The sequence below is a fragment of the Furfurilactobacillus sp. W61-4 genome (assembly GCF_057545565.1).
In genome coordinates this window covers 68,081-93,696 of the sequence record NZ_BAAJNZ010000002.1, presented here as the reverse complement: position 1 = coordinate 93,696, position 25,616 = coordinate 68,081, and the positions used below count along the sequence as shown (strand labels likewise).

Below are 25,616 nucleotides of genomic sequence, written 5' to 3'. Positions count from 1 at the left end.
CTTACTCGCTGGCAGTTGTTTAAGTTGGATTAACTTTTAGATACTGCAACTTTCGCATTCGTTAGCGCCGACTTCACCATCATTATCCGTGAATGTCCGGACATAGTAAACCGACTTACAACCTTTTTTCCAAGCGTAGTAACGAAGAATGTTAAGATCCCGCGTGGTCATTTTATCGGTGCGACCAGCTTTCCAATCGTATAGGCCGGCTGGAATGGTTGATCGCATAAACAAGGTTAAGGCCATGCCTTGATCGATGTGTTCTTGTGCGGTGGCGTACACATCAATGACTTTTCGCATATCAATGTCATAAGCAGATTTGTAATATGGCATCGTGTCATTAGAAAGATATGGAGCTGGGTAATAAATCTTACCGATCTTCTTTTCTTGTCGTTCTTCGATGCGGTTTACGATCGGATTTAGACTGGCTGTCGTGTCATTAATGTAAGAAATGGAACCATTTGGTGCGATTGCCATGCGGTTTTGGTGATACAAACCGTCCGTCATAACCGCTTCTTTTAGCGCAGCCCAATCGGCCTTAGTGGGAATGAAGATCCCGTCAAATAGCTTGGCAACTTTTTGGCGGCTAGGGCCCCAATCCTCACTGACGTACTTGTCAAAGTAACTGCCATTTGCGTAATCGGATTTTTCAAAACCACCAAAGGTCTGATGACGTTGAGCAGCAATTTTGTTGGAGGCTTTTAGTGACCAATAGTTAAGCAGCATGAAGTAAACTTTGGTGAAATCCAAGGCATCTTCATCCCCATATTGCATATGATTTTTGGCAAAGTAAGCGTGTAATCCCATAGCGCCCAAACCAATCGCATGACTCTGCTCGTTGCCATATTGTACACTAGGCACCACATCAATATCACTATGATCAGTGACGTAGGTGAGGGCGCGAACCATCGCTTCAACGGAGTGACCGAAGTCAGGTGAAGCCATCAAATTAACGATGTTAGTAGAACCAAGATTACAACTAACATCTTTACCCAAAACTTCATATTCTTGCTTGTTATTTAGGGTTGAAGGCGTCATTACTTGGAGAATTTCAGAACACAAGTTACTCATGATGATTTTGCCATCAATCGGGTTGTGCATGTTAGCCGTGTCAATGTTAACCACGTATGGATAGCCAGATTCTTGTTGTAACTTACTGATTTCTGTTTCCAAAGTTCGAGCGCGAATTTTCTTTTTGTTAATGTTTGGGTTGGCCACCAGGTTGTCGTATTCTTTGGTGATATCGACATAAGAGAATGGTGTGCCATACTCTTTTTCGACACTTTGCGGTGAAAAGAGGTACATGTCGGCATCGTCAGCGACTAACTGATAGAACTTATCCGGAATCGTAACCCCTAGCGAGAGTGTCTTGACCCGCACTTTTTCGTCAGCATTTTCTTTCTTCGTTCCTAAAAAGCCGATGATGTCAGGATGGAAGACGGACAAATAAGCGACCCCGGCACCTTGGCGTTGCCCTAATTGATTCGAATAGGAAAATGAATCCTCCAGCAACTTCATGACTGGGACGACGCCTGAAGCAGCATTAGCGATGCCTTTGATGGAGGCGCCAGCTTCTCGTAAGTTTGACAAGTTGATGCCAACCCCGCCACCAATCCGAGACAACTGAAGCGCAGAGTTGATGCCCCGGCCGATTGAGTTCATGTCATCGGTTAGAGATAGGACAAAACACGAGACCAACTCACCGCGTCGGGCCCGACCGGCGTTTAGGAAACTAGGGGTGGCCGGTTGGTAACGTTGATGAATGATTTCGTCGGCCAAATCCATGGCTAGTTGCTCATCGCCGTCTGCAAAGAAAAGGGCATTCATCGCAACTCGATCAATGAAATTTTCTAAATAGATCTGGTTATCATTGGTCCGTAACGTGTATTGCGCATAATATTTATAAGCGGCCATAAAAGTCTTGAAGTGGAAATTTTGTGCGCGTAAGTAGTCATATAACTTTTCGATAAAGGTAAAGTCGTATTTTTCGAAGAAGTCTCGTTCGATGTATTCATGATCCAGTAGATAGTCGAAACGTTCTCGCAACGAACCGAACGTCATTGTATTTGGTTTGACGTTTTCATTGATGAATGCATCGAGGGCTTGTTGGTCCTTGTCGAGCTGAATTTGCCCGTTCACCGGAATATTAATCTCATTATTTAGGTCGTAATAAGTCACATCAGTTAAGTCTTTTAAAGCCATGCCAGCCACGCCTCCAGATTTTTGTTAAAAGAAAAGACGCACGCAACGATCACGTGCGCCAGAAATTACGACTTGTGTCTTGATTAGGCAGTCGCGAGGCGAGCTAGTACGTCTGGTCGGAAACCAGAGACAGCATCTAAACCATTCGCATCAACCACCGGCATTGCTTGGAAACCGCGACCCTTTAAGTAGTCGATTAATTCAGGGTGTTGATTAATATTACGTTCTTCAAACTCCACGTTGTGTTCGGTCAAGAAACGCTTTGTCATCTTACATTGAATGCAATTATCCTTCGTAAAAACCGTTACTTTAGCCATAATGGCCACTTCCTCTCTGCAGGTGTAAATTACTTCTTGATGACTATTAGTATAAAGTCTGCCACCGTAAATGCAACTAAAAACACCACATTTTGTGTCGTCTTTTTGAAGATGACCACAAGATATGGTGTGCGAGTAAGGCTGGTTGATTTTAATTTTTTTTCGCGTTGCAAGTGAACGTCAATCCCGTAAAATAAAATCAGAAATGAGGTCAATGACAAGCAATGAATAATCATTATTATACGCCAAATCCGGAGACAGTCCACCACGAAGCGACGTGGAATTTTCAATTATTAGGTCACGAATTACGCTTTACTACGGACAACGGGGTTTTCTCAAAGCGCACGGTTGACTATGGTTCACGCGTTTTATTAAGTACCGTTGATCTAGACCACGTTCCGTCAGGTAAGGTTTTAGATCTTGGCTGTGGTTACGGCCCAATTGGGCTAGCGGTGGCGGCGGCCTACCCCGAGCGACAACTTGATTTAGTTGATGTTAACGAGCGTGCGCTAGCATTAGCCAAGCGAAATGCGGTCCAGAATCAATTAACCAATACCCATATTTTTACGTCAGATCGGTATGAAGCCGTCACCGAACGGTACGCAGCGATTTTAACGAATCCACCAGTGCGGGCCGGCAAGCAAATTGTCGATGATATGATCACGGGTGCCCAGGATCATTTAATTGTTGGTGGTGCTTTAACGGTGGTCCTACAAAAAAAGCAAGGTGCGCCATCGGCAAAGAAACTAATGGCTGGGACGTTTGGTAATTGTGAAGTGGTCAAAAAAGATAAAGGCTACTATATCTTGCGGTCAGTTTTGACGGAGTCGGCAAGATGAGTCATCCTGAAAATGTTGAATTAACAGACGCCCAGATTGATTTTGGCATGCAGGAAGCTTTAACACAGGCACGAATTGCCGGTAGTGTGGGCGAAGTTCCTATTGGCGCGGTCGTGATGCACGACGGTCAAATCGTTGGTCGCGGGTATAATTTGCGGGAGCATGCCCAAGATGCCACTTTGCATGCTGAGATAATGGCCATCAGTGAAGCCAATCACACGTTAAAAACGTGGCGTTTGTCGGACTGTCAGTTATTTGTCACCATTGAGCCATGTCCGATGTGTAGTGGCGCAATCATTAATGCGCGGGTTGGTGCGGTCTATTTTGGCGCCCGTGACCCTAAAGCCGGAACGGTGCGTTCGCTTTACCAATTGCTGGAGGATGGGCGGTTCAACCATCAAGTTGAGGTCCATGAAGGCGTCATGGCTGAAGCTGCTAGTGGTTTGATGCAAGCGTTTTTTAGAGCAATTCGGGCGGGACATGGTCAGCCTAAGCCGCGATCACATTAAACGTTGAATGTTTTAATTTATGGAGGAAATAAATATGACTACTAAAGCGACAAGAAATTCTAATATTGAGATACTACGAATTATTTCGATAGTGATGATCGTTCTATCTCACTTTTCTCTATTTGGAAATTGGAATTTAGAGGGGACCGGAATTTTTAAAAAAATTATATTTCTGTCCTTTGATCCTTTGGGGCCAGCCGGGGCGGCGGCTTTTTTTATCATCACTGGTTATTTTATGATAAGGCGTTTTGAGACTATACTTGACCAGTTAAGAAAATCCACTCAGAAAGCTGTGAGTATTTGGTTTGAAACAGTATTTTATTTATTTACTGTGACATTAATTTTATGGTGCTTGGGTCGAGCCTCTTTTATTCAGCTTGTTAAGTCGCTACTTCCAATTTCAACGAATGCCTACTGGTTTATTAGTGCATATATTTTTCTAATGTTTTTAACTCCTTTCCTAAATTTTTTACTTCGTTCTTTAAATAGGCGTGATGTCTATCTTTTCGTCTTGGTTGTTATTTTCATGCTTGTGTTCGACTTAATGGGTAACGGTTTGATTAATAACGTATTTTTGGCAATAGGGAATTATTCGATCGGCGCACTTTTTAGCTTTGAAAGAGAACACATAGGTGAGCTAAAAACAAAGGCATTAGTTTTATCAATCTTCGTGATCTATGTGATAGATATTTTATCGGTCTTGATGATGCTAATGGTTCATTTTCCTTTCGGGCATGCAGCTCACTTTACAACAGACATTTTGGCAACACTTTTGGCTTCCAACTTGTTTTTACTTGTTTTGCAATTTCCTCAAAGGAATTCTCGAAGTATTAACAAAATAGCTTCTAGTGTTTTAGCAGTGTATCTAATTACTGAGGCACCAGTATTTCGTTATACGTTATGGCACCAAATTGTAAATATGCGAAGATTTCAAGATTCTCCTTTGATTTTGATTTATGGCTTATTATGCGTTCTAGTTATTTTTACTATCGGAATGCTAATCGATTTTCTACGTCAAGCTATTTTTAAATCATTAAATATAAATCGATTGTTGGCAGCTTTGACAGTTTCCACACTAAGTATTCTTCAAAAATTGACAGTTTTTGGGCAACGATTGTTCTTGAAAGCATTTATGAAATGAACGTCTATTAGAAAAGTTGTTTTTTTTTTCAGACATGATACAATGGTTTTTGCCGAAAGGCCATGAGGCAAGGTCGCCCTCACGAATTGTGTCAGGACCGGAAGGTAGCAGCACTAAGTCTGCGGCGGTTTGTGCTTCATGTTTATAAGACATTAACGCGTTTGGCCACGGGCTGGACGCTTTTTATTTGCGTCAAAAACCAGTATACTGTTAAGAGAATTTTGTTGGGTTAATCGGAGAATGGAGACGGATCGCATGAGCTATCAGGCACTTTATCGCGTGTGGCGACCGCAACGATTTGACGAAATTGTTGGTCAACAAGTCATTACGCAAACTTTAAAAAATGCCATTATGACGAATCAGACTAGTCACGCCTATCTTTTTTGTGGTCCGCGGGGAACCGGGAAGACGTCAGCGGCGAAGATTTTTGCCAAGGCGATTAATTGTCCCAACCAGCAAGATGGGGAACCGTGCAACCATTGTGAGATTTGTCAGGCAATTACGGATGGCACCTTAAACGATGTCATCGAAATTGACGCAGCTTCTAATAATGGTGTCGAAGAAATTCGCGATATTCGGGATAAGGCAAAATATGCACCAACCCAAGCAACCTATAAAATCTACATTATTGATGAAGTTCATATGTTATCTACCGGTGCCTTCAATGCCTTATTGAAAACACTCGAGGAACCGCCGGCTAACGTGATCTTTATCTTAGCCACCACCGAGCCGCAAAAAATTCCGGCAACGATTATCTCGCGAACGCAACGCTTTGATTTTAAACGGATCACGGCTCAAGAAGCGATTGACCGCATGACGTTTATTTTGGATCAGAAGCAAGTGAGTTACGAAGCCGATGCCTTACGGGTGATCGCTAATGCCGCTGAGGGTGGCATGCGTGACGCTTTGAGCATCTTGGATCAGGCACTGTCTTTTGGTGACAATACCGTTACCCTCGCCAACGCCTTGTTAGTGACCGGCAGCGTGACTGAGTCGCTGTTGACTGATTATGTCACCAAAGTCGTCGATCACGATCCGACCGCCGGGTTAGCTGCATTGCAGAAAGTTCTCGATGATGGGAAAGACGCCGGGCGCTTTGTTGAAGATTTAATTAGTTACGTACGCGATTTGTTGTTGTACCAAGAAGCGCCCGCGATGGTGACTGGCAGTGATCGAAATAATGAAGCCTTTCAGCAATTGAGCCAGTCAACCGCCCCTGATGTGTTCTATCAAATGATCAACGCGTTAAATGAAGTTTCGACGCAATTACGGTTCACCACGCATCCGGATGTCTATCTGGAAGTTTTAACGGTAAAATTAGCACAGATTACCGCGCATGTTACTCAGTCAGCCCCTGCTACAGATAGTGCGACATCAGTAGCATCGACGACTGATTCAGCGGCGGTCGTGGCCCTACAACAACAGGTCGCCGTGCTTAAGCAGCAATTAGCACATTTGACAAGTGAACCAACTGTCAAGGCAACAGTTGGTCAAGTCACTCCTGATAACAGCACGGCCACAGCGACACCGGCGCCAACTCATGGCACACAACCAAGCACGGCTAGTTCGACACCAGTACGGTCTGCTAAGTCGGCTGGACAGGTTAAGACTAAACCAGCGTCCACAGCAAGCCATCAAGGCAGCGGTGTCAACTTAGCTAAAATTTATCCAGTACTACGCTCAGCGACTAAGCGCGATCTAGATGCGATGCGGGAGGTTTGGGATCAGCTGTTGGGGATGTTACCAATCACACAGCGCGCGATGATGAATGTCTCCAAGCCGGTAGCCGCCAGTGGTGAAGGGGTCATCGTCTCCTTCAGCTATGCGTTTTTCTTTGATAAAGCAGCCAATGATGATGAACTTCGACAAACCTTGCAGGATGATCTTAACCGGTTGACTGGTGAAGTGACGGCAGTTTTATTCGTGCCAGAGGATCAGTGGCCCCAGATTCGCAAGGATTTTTTAACCGATCACAAAGATGAATTAACTGGTAGCGACGTGAGCCATCCAGTGAGTGCGTCGGCTGCTGTTACAACGGCGCAAGCGATCAGTTCAGCAGATGATTCGGTGGAAACTGCACCAAATGTTGCTAGTTCTGAGCATGGTCAGCTAACTGATGCAGCCAATGATGGTATTAGTGAGCCAGTGAATGATATTGTTGCCAAAGCCCAAGCAATTTTTGGCGCCGACAACGTGACCGTTAAAGATGATTAAGGTAGTATCGTTAATAACACTTTATGGAGGTAACAACTTATGATGGGTGGCAATATGCAAAGCTTGATGCGTCAAGCGCAAAAGATGCAAAAGCAAATGAAGGTCGATCAGGAAAAATTAAACGCGCAGACGTTTACCGGCAAAGCACCTGATGACTTGGTAACGGCAACGTTTACTGGGGAACACAAGATGACTGATCTAGTCGTCAACCCAGCTGCAATCGATCCAGATGATCCAGATATGTTGGCTGACATGGTACTGGCAGCGGTTAATGATGCCATGAGCCAAATTGATGAAGCGACCCAAGCCACCATGGGGAAATATTCTCGTGGCATGGGCCTATAGTTAGGTGTAAGTGAGGTAGAGCATGGATTACCCAGAGCCAATTGCGCAACTGATTGAAAGCTATATGAAGTTGCCGGGAATTGGAGCCAAAACAGCCACCCGACTGGCTTTTTATACGATCGATATGGATGGTGATGATGTGACCGGTTTTGCAAAATCCTTGATCTCGGCGAAGCGCGATCTGCACTTTTGCTCAATTTGTGGCAATATTACCGAAGCGGATCCATGTGTCATTTGTTCGGATAAGACGCGTGATCAGACCACTATTTTAGTCGTTGAAGAACCTAAGGACATCATGTCAATGGAAGCGATGCGTGAGTACCATGGGTTGTATCATGTGTTACACGGGGTGCTTTCACCAATTGAGGGCAAGGGACCTGAGGACATTAACATCACTAGCCTCGTTAAACGCTTGCAGGAACATAGTGAAGTTCAAGAAGTGATTGTCGCTACTAACGCCACGCCAGAAGGAGAAGCGACCGCAATGTATCTATCACGGTTGATTAAGCCAGCTGGCATAAAGGTGACGCGACTAGCTCATGGATTATCTGTTGGTTCCGACATTGATTATGCAGATGAAGTAACCTTATTGAAGGCTGTTGAAGGGCGTACAGAAATGTAAAGTTTTCTAGTCTATGGAGGCGTAATGATGTGGTTTAGTCACCGACGTTCGCGAATGCGCGCACAATATAATGAAGTCCTATTGGATGATATCGATCATGCCAAACGTGTCTGGGATCGAGCGACAGAGACTCAAAATGCGGTCGTTGAAGATGACAACGGACGTGAATTAATTGCGCAGACGGCCTTAGCACGACAAAAATATCTCTTATTGTTTCGTGAGGCCCGGATTCGTCAGGTCCGTGGTCGGTTGCAAGCTTCTGTATTTGATGAATAAAGTATCTATTTAGATAACTTTTATATTACTTCTTTGTAACGACTGTGAATTTTAAAGTAATTCACAGTTTTTTTTTGTATGATAGTATTGCTGTATTCTTATTTTAAGAACACGGTTGCGGTAAACTACATAAGCATCTGAGGAATTAAGGAGTTTGGTTATGGAACAAAACATGAGCCTAATGCAGGCTTGGCGTGTAATTCAGAAACACTTTTTGGGGATTGTTTTACTAGGAATTATTGCTGGGGCGGCCGTGTGGGCTACCGCGACGTTTGTGATGACGCCTAAATATAGTGCCAACACACAAATTCTGGTTAGTCGAAAGAGCGACAATAGTGCCAACAATGGTGCCCAATATTCAGATCAGCAAGCCGATATTCAAATGATCACAACCTACAAGGATATCATCACGAACCCGGTGATTTTAAACGGTGTGAGTCGTGAATTGGCACATCCTGCTAAAATTGTGGAACAGCCAGCTGTGAAGGCTAAGTATCGAACGAATGCGGATGGCACCCGAGTTTTGGTGCGAGCAGCTAAGCCAGCGGTGACCCGCTCAAGTAGCGCGCAAACGTACAACATTTCACCAACGCAACTGAAAAAAGCAATTAGTATCAGTAATCAGCAGAACTCACAGGTCTTTGCGGTGACGGTAAAGGCCACTGATCCGGACGAAGCAGCTCGGATCGCTAATGTGACAGCTCAGGTCTTCAAACGACAAATTAAATCAATTTTATCTGTAAATAACGTGACGATTGTTTCCAAAGCCGTCGCAAATTCAACGAAGATCTCGCCACGGACCACCTTACTAACGGCGGCAGGTCTCATCCTTGGCTTGATGCTTGGGTTGGTTATCGCCTTTGTTCGTGAATTGACTGATCGGACAGTTAAGGACGAAGCCGCCTTAAATGAAATGCTTGGCTTGACCAACTTAGGCCATGTGACCCGAATCTCTGGGCAACAGAAGATTACCAAAGTGATCGCTGATGTCCTACAGCCGCGGGCTGAAAGCAATAGTGGTCGTAGTGGAGAGCCAAAGCATTTATCAAGTCGGGTTTAGCACCGTTATTGTTTGAAGGAGAGAAAAATGGCATTATTTCATCGTAAGACAAAAAAGCTTTCTGAAGACACGATGCTAAATGGGGCGAAAGTCATCACCGCTGTGCACCCAAAAGCGATTGTCTCAGAGCAATTCCGTATGATTCGTACCAATATTGAATTTGCATCAGTGGCACATCCCGTAAAAACGATCATGTTTACGTCGGCTGATGCCAGTGAAGGTAAGTCAACCGTCTCGGCTAACCTGGCCATTACGTGGGCTCAGCAGGGTAAACGGGTGTTGTTCGTGGATGCCGATTTACGACGGCCAACGGTTCACAAGACATTTAGTGTTGAAAATGTGAACGGACTAACGAGTATTCTGGCACAGAACAAGGTCGATAATTACCGTGACCTTGTTCAGGCGACTCCCGTTGAAAATTTATATGTGGTAACTAGTGGTCCGGTACCACCTAATCCATCAGAATTATTGAACTCTCAGCGGATGGACACGTTGATCCAGCGAATGCATGATGACTTTGATATGGTCGTCTTCGATGTGCCCCCTATGTTAACCGTGACTGATGCCCAACTATTGACTGCTAAAGTTGACGGTGTGGTGTTGGTGGTTCGTTTCGGGGTCACCAACAAGGCTGCTTTATCACGGACCAAAGAACTATTGGATTTGGCCCATGCGAACGTGTTAGGCTATGTTATGAACGATAGCACCGGCGAATCGGAACGTAGCGGTTATGGCTACGGTTATGGTTACGGCTATGGATATGGTTACGGAAGTACGGAGACAAAGAAGGACAAATAATCATGGCAGTTGTTGATTTGCATTGTCACCTATTGCCCGGTGTGGATGATGGGTCTAAGAGCATGGAAATATCATTAGCACTGGCGGCTGACGCTGTTGATAATGGTGTGACCCATGCGTTATTAACGCCACATCACCTCAATGGCGTGTACGTCAACCATAAGGCGGATGTGTTAGCCGCGACCGCTGAATTTGCTGAGCAACTACACCTCAATGGCATTGATTTAAAAGTGTTCCCTGGTCAAGAAGTGCGGATTAACGGCGATTTACTGACTGCTATGGATCAAGATGATATCTTGTATGCAGATGAGTCAGGTAAGTACATGATGCTGGAGTTTCCAGACAATGAAGTGCCGGCTTACACCAAGGCGATGATTGCCGAAATTGAGCAACGTGGCGTGATTCCCGTCATCGTTCACCCGGAGCGTAATACAGCTATCTTAGCTAAGCCAGAATTACTACTTGAACTAATCGGGCAACACGATTGCTTGGCGCAATTGACGGCCAGCAGTTATGTTGGGACATTTGGTAAAAAAGTGGCTGACTTTAGTTATCAACTCATTGAAGCTGGGCAAGTCAACGTATTAGCGTCGGATGCCCATCATTTACCCGGTCGTAAGTATGAAATGCGGCAAGCATTTGAAAAGTTGACCAAAGATTTTGGCGCTGATCGAGCAGAACTTTTTGAGCGTAGTGCTGAAAATATATTAAATGGTAATCCTGTGGAGCGTCCCATCGTTTCAGAAATCAAACCAAAACGACATGGTCTATTTGGATTTAGACGATAATTCGAAAAAGCCACACCAGCGTCTTTGATGACAAAGGTGTGGCTTTTTTTGATGGTTGCCTATGATTCAACGGTCACGGTATAGGTGGCTTGCTCACCGACGACGAGGCGTTGCAGACGCTGCAATAACAGCAGTAACCAGGCAAATGCCATCGTGAAGCCGATTAATTCATAGGCGGTCAGCGATAAGTAACCGATCGGTTGGAATAGTAGCGAAGCGGCAACAAGTAAACCGCCAATAACGTAGGATAACGTAATGAATTCAGGTGTTAAGCGGGGTAGAAAGTAGCGAATTCCAATAATAATGGCAATGATACAGTACACCATCAACGAAGCCATCTGATCGTGGATCAGATGCAGCCATCCGCGACCGTTATTGGCGAACACCCCTACCCCCGCTAAGGAAAGTGCGGTTAACGTTAACAAGATTCGTAATGTGATGAGTCGACGAGTTGCGCCAAAACGTTTCTGCAAATTGACGAAAATAAAGTCGACTAATGCCAAAGTTAACAACGCCGACACAATCAATGTCAAATTAAATTGCCAACTATAGCTGGCTTTTTGAGTCCCTAAGAAGCTGATGTTATGCTCCCACCAACGTTTATTACTGTTGGTAATCATTGCGGATAAGGCGCCACCGACAATGACCGAAATTAGCAATAGAAAAATCATGTTGGCTGACAGCGCCGTTACCGAGAGGATCATCAAATAATTAATCAAACTGATGAATAAAAAGAAGAGAAAGGTAGATGTAAATTGATCAAACGTAACGCTTTTAAATAAAATCCCCATAAACCAGAAAAATCCCAACACGGCCACGGTTAAGATGACAATAAAAGACAACAGGATCGTCGGAAAGCTGCGCCAGTATAGCGAACCAGTTAGCCACCGCTGAATGTCACGTTTTTGAATGAAGTAAAAGAAGATAAATGATAGCGACCCGGTGAGTAACCCCAGCGAAATGACGGCACTGGCAATTGAATGATTGCCAGTCAACGCAATTTGCGTTTGATGGCGACTGGCAAAGTAGCTAAAAAAGGCCAGGCTGGCTAAAAGGGATGGAATTAGGAACCAACGGGTGGGCAAAGTCTGTTGCTCGCGCTCGCTATGTTGCGCGGTTAACGTCACCTGTTGGCTGTCATCAGCTGGAACGGTGATTTGTAATTGGTCGCCGGTGTGCAGATGAAGCTGTTCAAGGACAGCGGCCGGCAGTGAAATTTTATGAGTGTCTGAGGACATAATGATTTCCTTTTTTACGAATAGTTGACGATAAGTGCTGTATTTCATTTTACAGGTTTTAAGACGATTGCGCAGGAAAACAACCACGGAAAGACACTGGCGTGAACGCAGTGGTTCGTTTTAAAGACATTTGATTACGTTTGAATGAGTGTGCTAATATAATTATAATTTTAAAATAACTTTATTAAATTAGTGACTGTTGAGTGAGGTGTAACGAGGATGACTGAAGCATTTGATCAAGTCCACGATCCGGTAAAATTGGCGACGATCGCCAGTTTTTGGCGGTATTTTTTGGCTAGTCGCGGCTTGTCCGATTTATCGCAACCGGAACCGTGGGGGTTCGGCAACAATCCCCAAATGGCCGACAGTTTAGCTCAACTGGTAGTTCAGGGCATTAAGACGGCGACTTCATCTGCCGTTATCGATCCAATTACTGATTCACCGACACAAATTGGGGATTACGATATTGTTTTGAATGGGCAACAACAACCGATGGCGATTATCAAGACGGTTGTGCAAGAAACAATGCCCTTTAACCGAGTGACCGCTGAACATGCTTATCACGAGGGAGAAGGAAGTCGAACATTAGCTGACTGGCGGCGAGCACATGAAGCGTTTTGGCGGCAAAAATTAGCACAGGAGAACATTCAATTTAATGATCAACTACTGGTCTCTTGTGAAGTGTTTGAACTAGTGACGACGCCAAAGGGTTTGGGGATGATCGAAAATGACGGTTGAAAATGATTTCATCGGTCCACAAATTAAGCTAGCTGTCTTCAAATCCGCGGATGCTGATATATTAGCGCAAACTCAATTCGATCCGGCTTTGGTTGCCATGGCGACAGATAATTTGTGGCCTCGCGACGTCGCAGGTTTCGTGCGTGAATTTTCTGCCCGGTCATTTGAGATGACGTTGATGATTTGCCATGGTGAAACGCAGGGTTTACTCGGCTGGTTAAGATTGTCGGATATTCAGCTTAAAAATCGCGGTGCCACGCTCACAATTGCCATTTTAGATGATCAGAATCGACATCTCGGTTACGGTCGAGAAGCGATCAATCGGGCCTTACAAATCGCCTTTAATCAACTCAACTTGCATAAAGTACGGGGATGGATTAATGCTGATAATTTGCCGGCCCAACATTTGTTTGAGCACGTCGGTTTTAGCCAGGAGGGTACCTTGCGACAGCAACGCTTTGTGGCGGGTCAACGAGTGGATCAGAAGTTGTATGGGTTATTGAAGTCTGATTGGCAAAGTGGGGTTAACCAATGAAATCTTTATTTCAAACGGCACGTTTATTGTTGACTGAGGCCTATCCGGGTGATGCAACCTATTTTGCCCGCCACCAATTGGATGATAATTTTGCTCAGCTCAGCGCCTGGGATGTTGAAACGCCGCGCTCACCACAGCGATTTATTAATATGTTAAATGCGACGAGTCCGACGAATTTTATCTTTGTGATCCGGCTGCGATCGACAGATCAACCAATCGGCTGGATTGAATTGACTAACGTGAGCGTCGCGGACCAAACCGCAGAATTGGGCATTGGTATTTTTGCGGGGGATCAGCGCAACCACGGTTATGGGTGCGAAGCAATCGAAGGTTTGTTGGCGTGGGGATTTGGTGAGCTAGGGTTATTTAAAATTCAGTTGTCAGTAAACGGAAATAATCCCAGCGCGATCCATGTTTATGAGCGAGTCGGCTTTAAACGAGAAGCAACGGATCATGAGGCACTATTGGCTGACGGACAATGGCTAGATCGTTACGAATACGGATTATTGCGTTCGGATTGGCGTCAGTAAACGTGTCGCCTTGATTAGTTAAAGCTTATTTGAAACAAAAGAATTCCCTTGATGAGCAAACCGTGGTACAATCACGTAAATTATTAGGAACAGGGGGCTTGCTATATGGAAACCCTATTAGCAATTTTATTAATGATCTTAACGGCGATGGTGCTTGTTTGGAGCGACTTTAAGGTTGCAATTCGCCGCCCGCCACGATCCAAAACGGTTCAGGAAGATTTGACTGAATAGCTAATGCAAAGGTCTTAGACGAAAAATCATCACGATTAGGTGGTGATTTTTTGTTTTGCCCAGATTTCACTAGCCAGTTCTGTCAGCCTGATCGTTACGCCTGGTGTACTGCCGTGAATTGACAGTTAGCTAGTGCTCGGTAACACCCAGCTGGTTTCACTCTGAGTTCTTTCACAGCAAAAGACTTGAAAAGTGAGACATTTGGCCGATATAATGAGTTTGTAAGTAACTTGGCAATTAGGAAAGGCAGGTGGGAAATATGTTTACAACAGATTATCAGCTTGGTTCAACCAGCGACGATGGTCCCGCGTGTTTGCAGTCAGAAGACGGGCATAGATCCCGCCTAGCTAACTGTGAACACGTCAAATCTAGCAACTAATCGAGAGGATGCTCTCATGCAAGAATTTAACGGTGGTTCAGTTCACTGTCTGGTTGATCAGAAGTCATTTGATCTAGTGGATGGTGTTTTCCTAGAAGACTTGGATGGCTCCTTGAAGGCGTTGATTCGTCGGGACTTTCCCAAGGCAACAAACCAAGATTTTATCTGTAGTGAACATTTGGTTCATTATCGCTTATTGAAAATGGATCAAATGATTGCCAAAGATTATCGAAAAAATCATAAACTTAATCAAAAGTTGACGCGTGTTTTGGCAAAAGACACCTATCAACCGATCGATGTTCGGGAGCAATTGGAACATTCACTAACAGTTGGTCAACGGGTTGCGGATGCTGTTGCGCACTTCGGTGGAAGCTGGCCCTTTATTATTTCGTTTATCACGGTCATGATTGGCTGGATTGTGATCAATTCATTGCACCTATTCGGGGTTCATTTTGATCCATATCCGTTTATTTTATTGAATTTGTTCTTGAGTATGGTAGCAGCGATTCAGGCACCACTCATTATGATGAGCCAAAATCGAGCTGCCGAATATGATCGGCTACAGTCGATTAACGACTATCACGTGAATTTGAAGTCCGAGGAAGAAATTCGCGTGCTCCACTCGAAGGTTGATCATCTCATTCAACAAGATCAGCCCAATTTATTAGCGATTCAAAAAATTCAAACAGAAATGTTAGGTTCCATCGAATCGCAGGTCAATGAATTACGTCGTTTGCAAACGTATTTTGACCAGCAGTTTCCTCCTTCAAAATAGAGGTTGGCGACGACTGCCATTGGTGGTCGTTTTTTTGTTTTGGCGAGATTCTGATGTCATTGTTTCACTTGACTAATTAGTTTTATGAACTGGCAGTGAGGCTGAGGAGCACACTTTTTTTGCTGCTTAAGCAGGTTAACTTAAACGGTTTAATAAGTACGAAAAATTGCGATTCATTTGGATGACGCTTATTTTGTTATTAGAACAGTAGGGTTGTCGTTGTAATGACTCTCGGCTCAAGTAACTTGATATGGAAAGGAACGAACACTTATGACAAGTAAACCAAAACGTGATTTTCATGTAGATGAATTGATGAACCCGGATGACACTGTTTTTACCGTTATCGACTACCAACCGACTCAAATTAATTCCATTAATTCGATGGATCGTGCTCAATTAATTAGAAACATCGTGGTTACTCAAAAAATCATTAACGCCTTTCATATTCCGACGATTCTTTCAACTGTGAACGTGGCCACTGGGCGTAACCAAGACACGATTCCACAACTAAAAGCTGTTTTGCCAGATGCCAAGTCATATGATCGAACTTCCATTAATGCTTGGGAAGATGAAGACTTCTATAACGCCGTTAAAGCGACCGGTAAACACAAGATTATTATTGCTGCTTTATGGACAGAAGCCTGTCTGACTTTCCCGACGCTTGATGCAATGAAGGAAGGCTATGAGGTCTTCCCAGTTGTGGACGCTGTGGGGGGAACTTCAGTTACGGCACATGAAACCGCGATTCAGCGCGTCACGGCTGCTGGTGCACAACCAACAACCATTGCGCAATTAGCTTGTGAATTGCAACGTGACTGGAATCGAACGGAAACCGTGCCCGACTTTACTAATCTGCTGATCGAAGCCGGTGTGTTCTTGAAGTTGAGCTAATAATGATTGGGGAGGCAAAACGATGTTAGATGTTAAAAATTCCATCAATCGATTACAATGGACGGTCGATCATCATTTTCTGCATATTCAAGCCCAACATGAATTTATGCGGGCCTGGGCTGTTCAGTTTGAGATGGCCTATACTGATTTTCGGATGATTCAAATTGCCTTACAACTAGGTGGCGAAGAAAACCATCCACTCTTAAAAGAATTTGCCGCGGCTTATGAAGATATTTATCAATATGAGTATGAATTTGCGGCAGGTGGCTTGGAGGGCTTTAACGCCAAGTTTGGTGCGGATGATCTGGATAAGTACCAAGCGGCCGTGAAAACAATGGATGGTCTGATTGAGCAGATTAAAGCGGTGAAGGTTGATTATTAAGTTAAAACATAAAAATCGTTAATTGTTAATAACGAAAAATCCTTAACTCTCAAAATGAGCTAAGGATTTTTCGTTTGTCTAAATGACGAACCAGGATGTTGATCCGTGTTAGTCAAGTTTGAATTAATTTGCGGCAAAGCATCATTTAGCAGTTGTCACGCGCCCTTGTTGCCGAGCCTTAATCATTCGATAAATGACGAGAATTGCGGCTAACGCCGATAGTCCAGTCGCTAACCAGAATACATTACTAAAGGCCCGCAGAAAAGCAGGACCGACCGCGCGAGTGATCTGGTGAACGCCAGGCAGTTGAATGAATAAGACCGAAGAAGCCAGGCTAATTCCGGTTGTCATCCCTAGCGTCCGAGCTAATGAGCTAAATGAACCGGCCACGCCGGAGAGTTCATGACTCACGACGCTCATCGTGAGGGCGTTGTTAGGCGATAGGAAGAAGCCCATGCCAAAACCATTGATTAAAATTGGGACAATGATACGTCCCCAGTCCAAGTTAGCAGGATACACGACATAACCAACTTGCGAGATCGTTAAAAAGATTAAACCAGTTAGCGCCAACAAATTGCGATCAATTCGTCCAGCAAGAAAGCCGGCTAGCGGGGACACACATAACATGATGACCGATTGAAGTCCCATGATTAATCCACTGATGAGCGGTGATAAGCCAGAGTAATTTTGCAGATAAAACGTTAGTAAAACATTGGAGAAAACATTAACCATCATCGTTAAGAACAAGGTGGCAATTGAAACCATATAGGTTGGATTGTGCATCACCTGTGGTGAAATCCAAGGCTGCTTGGCACGGTCATCTTGAATGAAAGCGGCGATGGTAATTCCGCCCCCAACAACCAATAAGAGCACACCAAGTAAAATGTTGCTCGAGGTCCCTTGGAAGAACTGACTGCTTAGGAAGAAAATAATCATTCCGATCGTGAATAAATTTTGACCAGTCCAATTTGATCCATGAGCAGACTGACGAATGGCCCGTAGCGTTTCGTGTGGCGTCGGTAAATCACGAAAACCGATGAATAAAACAATTAATCCGAATGGAACATTAAACAAAAAGATTCCCCGCCAGGAAAAGACGGCCATCAAAAAGCCACCTAATGCTGGTCCAGAAATAGAACCCACTGAAGTGAACATTGAAATGGTGGCTAGTGCTTCGGCGCGTTGCTGGTTGTTGGTGGCGTCGGTGACAATCCCCATGGAATTAGCCATGATCATTGCTGACCCGACCGCTTGAACAACCCGTCCGACCAGCAGTAGCCAAAAAGCCGGCGCTAATCCGGACAGTGTAGATCCGATAATAAAGATTAGACCGCCATATAGGAAGATAAAATTCTTCGAAATTAAATCGCCTAAATGGCCGAATAAGACGAGCAAAATAGCGGTCGTAATTAGGCCAGTTTGCAAAACCCAGACTGAAGCGGAATTTGAAACGCCCAATGCGGTACTGATTTTGGGTAACGCAAGGTTGACACTAGAACCAGAAATACTACTCATCAGTGAGAACAGGCCAAGGATTAGTGTGATTTGAAGTGTGCTTTGCTTTTTCATTGAAGATCGCCGCCCTTTGCTAAACGCTTAACTAACATAACTATAAGCGCTGCTGGTCATTTTGGCGAAGAAGTTTCCTTGGATAATTAGGTTAAGGATAATCGTGACTAACTGAATTGGGCGTTGTAGAGTTTCGCGTAAGCACCATTGGCTTTTAATAATGACTCATGCGTGCCTTGTTCAACTAAATGGCCGTCATCCATCACGATGATTTGATCAGCATTGTGGATGGTGGATAAGCGGTGCGCAATGACAAGCGAAGTCCGCGCTTTCATGAGATTTTCTAAGGCATGTTGAATTGCCTTTTCTGACTCATTGTCTAAACTCGCGGTGGCCTCGTCTAAGATGACAATTTGAGCATTTTTAAGCAATGCTCTGGCGATGGACAATCGTTGCTTTTGTCCACCGGATAATTTGACGCCACGTTCGCCGACCTGGGTCGCTAATCCGTCTGGCAGGCTATGAATAAAGTCAGCAATGTCAGCCATTTGTGCCACCTGCCATACCTCGTCATCAGTGGCGTTTTCGCGGCCATACAGAATGTTGTCGCGAATGGAACCGTCAATGATGTAGACATCTTGAGAGACAATCGCAATATTTTTACGGAGTGCGCTGAGGCGAATCTCTTTAATTGGGGTACTGTCAAAGGCAATTGTGCCGCTATCTATATCATATAAGCGATCAATCAAGCGGGTTAAGGTCGTTTTTCCAGAGCCTGAGTGGCCGACTAAAGCGGTTGTTTTACCAAACGGAATCGTGAAGGTGATGTCAGTCACTGCTGGTAAGATCGGACCGTTTTCAGGAACGTCGCTGTCTGGATAGGTAAACGATACGTGATTTAGCGTGACACCTTGTTTGATTACCGGAAAGTTCACTGGGCTAGCGACATTGGTAATAGCGGGTTTGAGAGCCAAAATATCCATGACGCGGCCATAGGAAACTAAGGATTGCTGAAGTTGATTAAGGATTTGCGTAAAGGCGCGAATGGGGCCTTGTAACATGGCGACATAACTCAGATAAGCAACCAGTTGTCCAACTGTTAGTTGTCGACGAATCACAAAGTAAGCTCCCAGCGCCAAGATGATGGCGACCCCAAGGTAATTCACAAAATCAATCAAGGGGGAGAAAATTGCTTGGTTTTGGGTCGCATTGATCATGTCCTGCTTGTTCGTTTGAGCATATGCACCAAAACGATTTTCCTCTAGATCTTCATTGGTATAGCTCTTAATCAAATCGATTTGGGTTAAAGTGTTTTGCATTTGGTTCGACATCTGCGCTTGTGACGCCCGGGCGGCGCGAAAAGCGTTATGAATTCGGGCACGAAAAACACGGTAGATGAGAAACATCAATGGGAAAGTCAATGTGACCGCGACCGCCATTTGCCAGTTAATGATAAAAATGTAGATCCAAACAAAGATGAAAGTGACGATGCTACCAATCATCGACAACATATTCGCGGAAATAAGACTCTGCAAATTGCTAATGTCACTGGTTAAGCGAACCATTAAATCCCCGGTTTTACTGGATTCAAAAAAGTGCGTGTCCAAACGCAGGATATACTGGTACAACTCGGTTCGTAGATTCGTGATGGCCCCTTGACTCATGACACCCATGTAGTAGGTGGATAGATAATTTAAAATACCCAAGGCAATGGCGGTCCCTAAAAGACCTAAGACCACTTCTGTTAACAGACCGAGATCCCGACGCGGAATGACATGGTCAATGATGTACTGTTCATATTGTGGAATCACGAATTCTAATAATGAAATGATGGTTAATGCGAGAATATTGAGTCCTAATAACCAACGCCGATTGAGAACTTGACCGAAGACAAAACGAAACATCTGGCCAGTTGTGACTGACGTGGTCGTTGCAGTTTGATTCTTCATGAGCGGCCTGCCTTTTTTTGCTTTAACGGTAAGCTATTCATTGGTTTGAGCCAAACATTTGTACTTCGCGAGTCATTAGCTTTTGGCGATTAACAAATAAGAAAAATTTTACTTGTTGATATCATTATGATATCATTGTGATATAAAGAGGTGATCGAAATGGCCGAAAAGCGCTTCTTGTTGCGGTTGGATCAGGCGCTCTATGATCAGTTGGCAAGTGCGGCACGACGAGAAGAGCGTAGTGTAAATGCACATATCGTTCAGGTTCTGGGCAGTAGTGTTGGTCAAGCAACCTTTGAACAACGACAAATCATTGGACGAACTGTGTCAGGAAAGACACTCATGGTGGATACCGGGTTAGTTTCAATTGCCGGGATTTTTTATCGTTATTTAATTGATGCTAACGAGTCAGTGGATCGAAATGCGGTGTACACGGTGATTGAAAGTAACGGTAACATCTTAACGTTGAAACGTGTTTAACATATACGAGGGGGAAGAATTATGCCGTTTGGAATTAAGATCGTGCCACAAAATAATCAAGGATTAGTGGAAACATTAGGCCGTTATGGGCATAGTGTGGAATCGGGGCTGCACTTTTATGTGCCGATGATTCAAAAAATTCGGAATGTCAGTTTGGCGATGGAACCGTTGGCATTACCTAATTATTCGATCATCACCAAAGATAACGCGGATGTCTCAGCGAGTCTGACGCTGAATTTTCACGTCACCAATGCCATGAAGTATCAATATGACAATACCGATTCAGTTGAATCAATGGCCCAACTTGTCCGGGGACATCTACGCGATATTATCGGACGAATGGACTTAAATGAAGCGCTGGGTTCAACGGCCAAAATTAATCAGGAGCTGGCACTGGCCATCGGGGATCTTACGAATACGTATGGCATCAACGTGGATCGGATTAATATTGATGAATTGACCCCTTCTAAAGCGATTCAAGCGGCGATGGACAAACAATTAACCGCTGATCGGGAGCGAGTAGCAGTGATCGCACAAGCGGAAGGGGAAGCACGTTCAATCCAACTGACCAACAAAGCCAAGAATGATGCTTTGATGGCCACCGCAACTGCGGAAGCGACAGCCACTAGAACGCGAGCAGACGCAGAACGCTATCGAATCGACACAGTTCAGGCCGGGCTTAGCAACGCGACGGATAAGTATTTTGCCAACCAGTCAATTAATGCGTATGCGCAACTGGCAAATTCAAGCGCCAATCTAGTCGTAATGCCGACGGATAGTGCCACTGATTTTGGTCAGGTCCCAGTCATTGGCAAACTACTGAAAGAAACGAAATAGGCGTTAGTTGACACAATAAAACAACCGGGTCGCATTGAAGCGGGCCGGTTGTTTCTTTGCATGTAAACGTGCTCGCCAGACCTGAGTCCTGTGCCCAACCAACAATCGCCACCGGGCCAAAAGCGCCCAATCGCGCTTGTCCGCTGGTGCTCGGCCTCAACCCGGTCTGGCTCACACTCTGATGTAAACGCGCTCGCCAGACCTGAGTCCTGTGCCCAACCAGCAATCACTACCGGGTGAACCCGCCCGTCCGTGATTTCCAGTTGTTGCTCGGTCTCCCCAGGACTGGCTCACACTGTGATGTAAACGTGCTCGCCATCACTGAAGGTTTGTGCCCAACGGACAAGCATAACCGGGCCAAGACCGCCCAATTACGCTTGTCCGTTGGTGCTCACCTTCACCCGTGATGGCTCACACTCTGATGTAAACGTGCTCGCCAGACCTGAGCCCTGTGCACAACCAGCAATCACTACCGGGTGAACCCGCCCGTCCGTGATTTCCAGTTGTTGCTCGGTCTCCCCCGGACTGGCTCACACTCTGTTAAAAGTCATTCGGATCCGCGGACGCTGGACCCATCACATCCATATTGCTGTCGCGATAGTCCCACCATTCTTCACTATATCCCAGAAAACCTGCGCCAATCATGGCGCGATTGAGGATCTGGTAATTGGCTTCAATCTCGGGACTGCGGTGATAAGCACGGCGAGCCGTCTCGCCAAATGCATCAAAGGCACTCTGCATTGGCAGCTCATTGCCATCCAGATCAGTCAACGTTAAATCGAAGGTCACTCCTTTTTGATGACTTTTATTGGGATCGGGCGGTAAGACCCATTGCGGATCAGGATAAACTTCGAAGAGTTTCGCTTGGGCACTGACTGGACGGTAGGCATCCCAGACTTTTATTCGGTAGCCTTGTTGGTAGAGTTGATTAGCAGCTGTGCCAAGTTTTTTTGCCGTGGGCGTTCGAGCAATCGCAGTGGTAAAGTCATAAATTTTTTGATGGGTGAAGTTGTCAGTCGTGGCGTATTTTAAATCGACAATAATATGAGGATTGACGGCTTGGATATTCATGAATTCAGGTTCTTGGCTCATGGTTAACCTCCGTGAATACGTTTTCATTAATTATGACACGGTTGCGGATAAAAAAGCTAGTAAAGGGCGCTATGCCCATGACAATGCCGTTAAACGGGCATTGTTCCACAAATGAACTTTGCATGAAAAATGAAAGAGTGCTAGCGTTAATAACATGAAAGTTATGAAAACAAGTCGAGAGCGGATGACTGCTGGTGAGCCATACGAGCAGTTTGATCAAGAACTAACTGAACGACGCAAATTTATGCGCGACCAATTGCAACAAATTAACGCGCAACCGGACAATGAAAAGCGTAACCATCGTCTGCAGACGTTATTAGCTGACACGGGTCCCGATTTTTTTGTCGAGAGCGATTTTAAGTGTGACTACGGCTGGAACATTCACATTGGCGACCATTTTTATGCAAACTACGACAATACGTTTTTGGATACGTGTCCGATTACGATCGGGCATCACTGTTATTTTGGCCCTGATGTGGGACTGTATACACCCATTCATCCACTGGATCCGGTGGCTCGAGATGCTGATGTGGAATTTGGTGCGCCGATAACGATTGGTAATAGTGCCTGGTTAGGCGGCCATGTGACGATTTTACCTGGCGTGACCTTAGGTGATAACGTGGTCGTCGGCGCCGGCTCAGTCGTCACGAAAAGTTTTGGCGACAATGTTGTCATTGCAGGAAACCCTGCCCGAGTGATTAAGCAAGTTCCGAGTGGGTCACCAGGCAACAATGTTAGTTAGGATTAATCCTGATGATGGATTAATCGCATTTGTATCGAGCGATCAAACGCTGTGCAGGTGATGAAAATCAGACATGCATGGCGTTTTTATGTGCCCGTTTGTTGACTAACTGTTTTTTAAAAAAGAAAGAAGCGACTTAAAATTTTAAAGCGTCAAAATGTCGATCGAGCTGTCTTTGTTCCAACCATGATTCTCTTTGGGTTAGTTTCATTGGTATTAATCATTGGCGGCTCAGCCGTTCAGCAATCTATGAGCGTGATTTTGACCTTATTAACAAGCCACACCGAGTGGTTATATCTATTGGTTTACATTGTTAATTTTTGTTTCTTTATGGCCTTAGCATTCTCTAAGTACGGTCACATCAAGTTAGGTAAGGCAGGTACTAAGGCTGACTATAGTGGCTTTCAGTGGGGGAGCATGGTCTTTGCGACAGGAATTGATGCCAGTATTTTGATGTTAAGTGCGACGGACCCGTTGGCCTACTTGCAACATCCGGCTTTTGGTGCCAAACCATTCTCCACAGCGGCGTACGTTTATGCAAATGTCTGCGGGCAGTTCAACTGGGGACCAATGGCCTGGATGATGTTTGCGACCGCGACGATTGCCATCGCCTATGCGATGCATGTCAAAGGTCAACCGATTCAGCGATTGAGTGCCGCTATGCCGATGCTGGCCGGCCCGGGTCGCAGCCGTCATTTAGTCCGCCAAATAATTGACTTCTTAGTTGTTTTTGGCATTATGGGTGGCATTGGCTCATCTATTGGGATGGAGATTCCAGTGATTGCCAAGGTGCTCAGTGCGTTAACCGGCATTACGGATACGATTTGGCTAAAACTAACGTTGTTTGGTGTTCTCTTTATTCTCTTTGCCCTCACCGTTTATGCTGGTTTGAATAAAGGCATCAAACGGTTGTCTGCTTGGCACATTTATTTAGCGATTGGGTTTTTGATCATCGTGTTATTAGTGGGACCAACGTGGCGTCTACTTAATGGCGAAGGACAAACCTTAAGTCTATTAATTCAACATTTTGCTGCATTATCGGCCAATAAGGCGAACCCTGGCGTTAACGGATTCGCGCAACGTCAAACGATGTTTTATTGGGGCTGGTGGTTAGCGTACATGCCTGTGATGGGGTTGTTTATTGCGCGAATTTCACGAGGGAAGACCATTCGCCAAGTTATCGTCGGCATGTTGACCTATGGGGTCGGTGGTTGTCTGAGCTTCTATGCGGTACTCGGTGGCTACACGCTCTGGTTACAGCAATCAGGCACCCTTGATTTAGTGCATATTTTGAATACGCAAGGACAAGCTGCGGTGTTGGCAGCCATGATTCAGACCTTACCGTTTAAAATCGTGATGTTATTACTCTTTTGTCTTTCTTGCTTTGTCTTTTTGGCCACGACCATTTCTTCATCAGCATTTATTGTCGCTTCTTTCACTAGTTTGACATTGACCGGACGGCAACAGCCAACGCGGTGGAATCGGATGGCGTGGGTCGTCATTTTCTTGGTCTTTTCGTTAGGAATTGTTTTAGTTGGTGGTTTCACTACGGTGCAGGCAATCTGTACCATTGCCGGTTTTCCCTTGATTTTTGTCGCAATGGTGTTGTTGGTGACGATCTATCAAGCCGTGACAACTGATCCGGCGATGAAGAAGGCCGCAATAGTTGCACCGGCTAACGAGCGACGTGAACGGATGCGAGCGAGAATTTCTGAAGATGGGACTGTCTAAGTAGCTGGCAATTGATAGTTTAAAACTCTGATGTTTGATTAAAAAGTGGTAGCACCATTGCCATGCTGATGACTTTGGTTTTTGATCACACTTAGCTTATTTTGACGTAACGACCTTTTGTGATAGTGTTCACATAAACCGGATTTTTTGGTAAAATAAAGGTGGTTTAAGAGAGAATGAGCTAAGGGAGTGAGCCGGATGATTACCAACTTGGATGAATTTTTACCTGCGCTAAAGGGTGTGTTACGCGGATCATTTAATGATGATCGTGAATTGGTTGGCGGAGTGCTAACGCGTTTACAAGAATCTGACTCGATCCATTACGGGGTGACTCGTTGGCGAACCAGAGATACACAAGACCACGAGTTTACTTTCCGTAAAAATGAGGACGGAACGTATACCTATTTATATAAGCATTAATAAAAAGCCTTGCGACAGCAAGGCTTTTTGTGTGCCAGAATTAAGG

The 25,616-nt window shown here is 44.9% G+C and carries 28 protein-coding genes and 1 other RNA gene; 23 read left to right on the top strand and 6 right to left on the bottom strand.

The genetic code is table 11. From position 1 onward, the window contains the following. Positions 1-36 precede the first annotated feature (36 nt). Entirely contained in the window at positions 37-2,202 is a 2,166-nt protein-coding gene (nrdE, locus tag AC27FN_RS03750) for a class 1b ribonucleoside-diphosphate reductase subunit alpha (RefSeq protein WP_487166670.1), read from the bottom strand. A gap of 83 nt (positions 2,203-2,285) precedes the next feature. Continuing rightward, positions 2,286-2,519: a glutaredoxin-like protein NrdH gene (gene nrdH / locus AC27FN_RS03745; protein WP_407883264.1), complete on the bottom strand. Its 234-nt coding sequence runs from the start codon at positions 2,517-2,519 to the stop codon at positions 2,286-2,288. A 224-nt stretch (positions 2,520-2,743) separates the two neighbouring features. Between nrdH and AC27FN_RS03740 the strand changes: the two genes are divergently transcribed. The 11 genes from AC27FN_RS03740 (at position 2,744) to AC27FN_RS03690 (ending at position 11,111) form a co-directional block, all read left to right on the top strand. Further along, a complete protein-coding gene (locus tag AC27FN_RS03740) occupies positions 2,744-3,358 on the top strand; it encodes a class I SAM-dependent methyltransferase (RefSeq protein ID WP_487166669.1) in 615 nt (204 codons plus the stop codon). Next, positions 3,355-3,867 carry a nucleoside deaminase gene (locus AC27FN_RS03735; RefSeq protein ID WP_487166668.1) on the top strand — a complete coding sequence of 171 codons (513 nt, stop codon included), beginning with the start codon at positions 3,355-3,357 and terminating at the stop codon, positions 3,865-3,867. Before AC27FN_RS03740 ends, AC27FN_RS03735 begins: the two co-directional genes overlap by 4 nt. Before the next feature lie 34 nt (positions 3,868-3,901). Continuing rightward, positions 3,902-5,008 (top strand): acyltransferase family protein, encoded by a 1,107-nt coding sequence (locus tag AC27FN_RS03730; RefSeq protein WP_487166667.1) that lies wholly within the window; start codon positions 3,902-3,904, stop codon positions 5,006-5,008. A gap of 59 nt (positions 5,009-5,067) precedes the next feature. Beyond that, positions 5,068-5,154: signal recognition particle sRNA small type (gene ffs / locus AC27FN_RS03725), an RNA gene on the top strand. Between the two features lie 109 nt (positions 5,155-5,263). After that, on the top strand, positions 5,264-7,222 hold the full coding sequence (gene dnaX, locus AC27FN_RS03720; RefSeq protein ID WP_487166666.1) for a DNA polymerase III subunit gamma/tau: 1,959 nt from the start codon (positions 5,264-5,266) through the stop codon (positions 7,220-7,222). A 39-nt stretch (positions 7,223-7,261) separates the two neighbouring features. After that, a complete protein-coding gene (locus AC27FN_RS03715) occupies positions 7,262-7,567 on the top strand; it encodes a YbaB/EbfC family nucleoid-associated protein (RefSeq protein WP_407883273.1) in 306 nt (101 codons plus the stop codon). A 22-nt stretch (positions 7,568-7,589) separates the two neighbouring features. Beyond that, entirely contained in the window at positions 7,590-8,189 is a 600-nt protein-coding gene (recR, locus tag AC27FN_RS03710; protein WP_487166665.1) for a recombination mediator RecR, read from the top strand. Positions 8,190-8,213: 24 nt separating this feature from the next. After that, positions 8,214-8,465, top strand: coding sequence for a YaaL family protein (locus AC27FN_RS03705; RefSeq protein ID WP_487166664.1), 252 nt, complete (start codon positions 8,214-8,216; stop codon positions 8,463-8,465). A gap of 160 nt (positions 8,466-8,625) precedes the next feature. Next, a complete protein-coding gene (locus AC27FN_RS03700) occupies positions 8,626-9,525 on the top strand; it encodes a YveK family protein (protein ID WP_487166663.1) in 900 nt (299 codons plus the stop codon). A gap of 27 nt (positions 9,526-9,552) precedes the next feature. Beyond that, positions 9,553-10,323 (top strand): CpsD/CapB family tyrosine-protein kinase, encoded by a 771-nt coding sequence (locus AC27FN_RS03695; protein WP_487166662.1) that lies wholly within the window; start codon positions 9,553-9,555, stop codon positions 10,321-10,323. A 2-nt stretch (positions 10,324-10,325) separates the two neighbouring features. After that, positions 10,326-11,111 (top strand): tyrosine-protein phosphatase, encoded by a 786-nt coding sequence (locus AC27FN_RS03690; protein ID WP_487166661.1) that lies wholly within the window; start codon positions 10,326-10,328, stop codon positions 11,109-11,111. A 59-nt stretch (positions 11,112-11,170) separates the two neighbouring features. On the opposite strand, the gene AC27FN_RS03685 is transcribed toward AC27FN_RS03690, so the two are convergent. Beyond that, positions 11,171-12,349, bottom strand: a complete 1,179-nt coding sequence (locus AC27FN_RS03685) for an AbrB/MazE/SpoVT family DNA-binding domain-containing protein (protein ID WP_487166660.1) — start codon at positions 12,347-12,349, stop codon at positions 11,171-11,173. 219 nt (positions 12,350-12,568) lie between these two features. On the opposite strand from AC27FN_RS03685, the gene AC27FN_RS03680 reads away from it, so the two are divergent. From AC27FN_RS03680 to AC27FN_RS03650, 7 genes are all read left to right on the top strand, one after another. Further along, complete coding sequence (locus AC27FN_RS03680) at positions 12,569-13,087, top strand: ASCH domain-containing protein (protein WP_487166659.1); 519 nt, start codon at positions 12,569-12,571, stop codon at positions 13,085-13,087. Beyond that, a complete protein-coding gene (locus AC27FN_RS03675; RefSeq protein ID WP_487166658.1) occupies positions 13,077-13,622 on the top strand; it encodes a GNAT family N-acetyltransferase in 546 nt (181 codons plus the stop codon). Before AC27FN_RS03680 ends, AC27FN_RS03675 begins: the two co-directional genes overlap by 11 nt. Then, positions 13,619-14,152, top strand: a complete 534-nt coding sequence (locus AC27FN_RS03670; protein ID WP_487166657.1) for a GNAT family N-acetyltransferase — start codon at positions 13,619-13,621, stop codon at positions 14,150-14,152. Before AC27FN_RS03675 ends, AC27FN_RS03670 begins: the two co-directional genes overlap by 4 nt. A gap of 105 nt (positions 14,153-14,257) precedes the next feature. Beyond that, positions 14,258-14,383, top strand: a complete 126-nt coding sequence (locus AC27FN_RS03665; RefSeq protein ID WP_487166656.1) for a hypothetical protein — start codon at positions 14,258-14,260, stop codon at positions 14,381-14,383. Positions 14,384-14,778: 395 nt separating this feature from the next. Further along, entirely contained in the window at positions 14,779-15,537 is a 759-nt protein-coding gene (locus AC27FN_RS03660) for a DUF1003 domain-containing protein (protein WP_487166655.1), read from the top strand. A 270-nt stretch (positions 15,538-15,807) separates the two neighbouring features. Further along, positions 15,808-16,428, top strand: coding sequence for a hydrolase (locus AC27FN_RS03655; RefSeq protein ID WP_487166654.1), 621 nt, complete (start codon positions 15,808-15,810; stop codon positions 16,426-16,428). A 22-nt stretch (positions 16,429-16,450) separates the two neighbouring features. Then, positions 16,451-16,810 (top strand): hypothetical protein, encoded by a 360-nt coding sequence (locus tag AC27FN_RS03650; protein ID WP_487166653.1) that lies wholly within the window; start codon positions 16,451-16,453, stop codon positions 16,808-16,810. Between the two features lie 141 nt (positions 16,811-16,951). Here AC27FN_RS03650 and AC27FN_RS03645 read toward each other — a convergent pair whose 3' ends face one another. Together AC27FN_RS03645 and AC27FN_RS03640 are read right to left on the bottom strand one after the other, a co-directional pair. Further along, the gene (locus AC27FN_RS03645) at positions 16,952-18,379 is read right to left on the bottom strand and encodes an MFS transporter (RefSeq protein ID WP_487166652.1); all 1,428 of its coding nucleotides are present in this window, start codon (positions 18,377-18,379) and stop codon (positions 16,952-16,954) included. Between the two features lie 107 nt (positions 18,380-18,486). After that, the gene (locus AC27FN_RS03640; protein ID WP_487166651.1) at positions 18,487-20,268 is read right to left on the bottom strand and encodes an ABC transporter ATP-binding protein; all 1,782 of its coding nucleotides are present in this window, start codon (positions 20,266-20,268) and stop codon (positions 18,487-18,489) included. 159 nt (positions 20,269-20,427) lie between these two features. Between AC27FN_RS03640 and AC27FN_RS03635 the strand changes: the two genes are divergently transcribed. Next, a complete protein-coding gene (locus tag AC27FN_RS03635; protein ID WP_487166650.1) occupies positions 20,428-20,748 on the top strand; it encodes a type II toxin-antitoxin system antitoxin in 321 nt (106 codons plus the stop codon). A gap of 21 nt (positions 20,749-20,769) precedes the next feature. Next, positions 20,770-21,585 carry an SPFH domain-containing protein gene (locus AC27FN_RS03630; RefSeq protein ID WP_487166649.1) on the top strand — a complete coding sequence of 272 codons (816 nt, stop codon included), beginning with the start codon at positions 20,770-20,772 and terminating at the stop codon, positions 21,583-21,585. Positions 21,586-22,125: 540 nt separating this feature from the next. Here AC27FN_RS03630 and AC27FN_RS03625 read toward each other — a convergent pair. Beyond that, a complete protein-coding gene (locus AC27FN_RS03625) occupies positions 22,126-22,677 on the bottom strand; it encodes a M15 family metallopeptidase (protein WP_487166648.1) in 552 nt (183 codons plus the stop codon). 163 nt (positions 22,678-22,840) lie between these two features. Between AC27FN_RS03625 and AC27FN_RS03620 the strand changes: the two genes are divergently transcribed. From AC27FN_RS03620 to AC27FN_RS03610, 3 genes are all read left to right on the top strand, one after another. Beyond that, a complete protein-coding gene (locus tag AC27FN_RS03620) occupies positions 22,841-23,419 on the top strand; it encodes a sugar O-acetyltransferase (protein ID WP_487166777.1) in 579 nt (192 codons plus the stop codon). A 141-nt stretch (positions 23,420-23,560) separates the two neighbouring features. After that, positions 23,561-25,150: a BCCT family transporter gene (locus tag AC27FN_RS03615; protein ID WP_487166776.1), complete on the top strand. Its 1,590-nt coding sequence runs from the start codon at positions 23,561-23,563 to the stop codon at positions 25,148-25,150. Positions 25,151-25,348: 198 nt separating this feature from the next. After that, positions 25,349-25,570, top strand: a complete 222-nt coding sequence (locus AC27FN_RS03610; RefSeq protein WP_487166647.1) for a hypothetical protein — start codon at positions 25,349-25,351, stop codon at positions 25,568-25,570. The last annotated feature ends 46 nt before the right edge of the window (positions 25,571-25,616 follow it).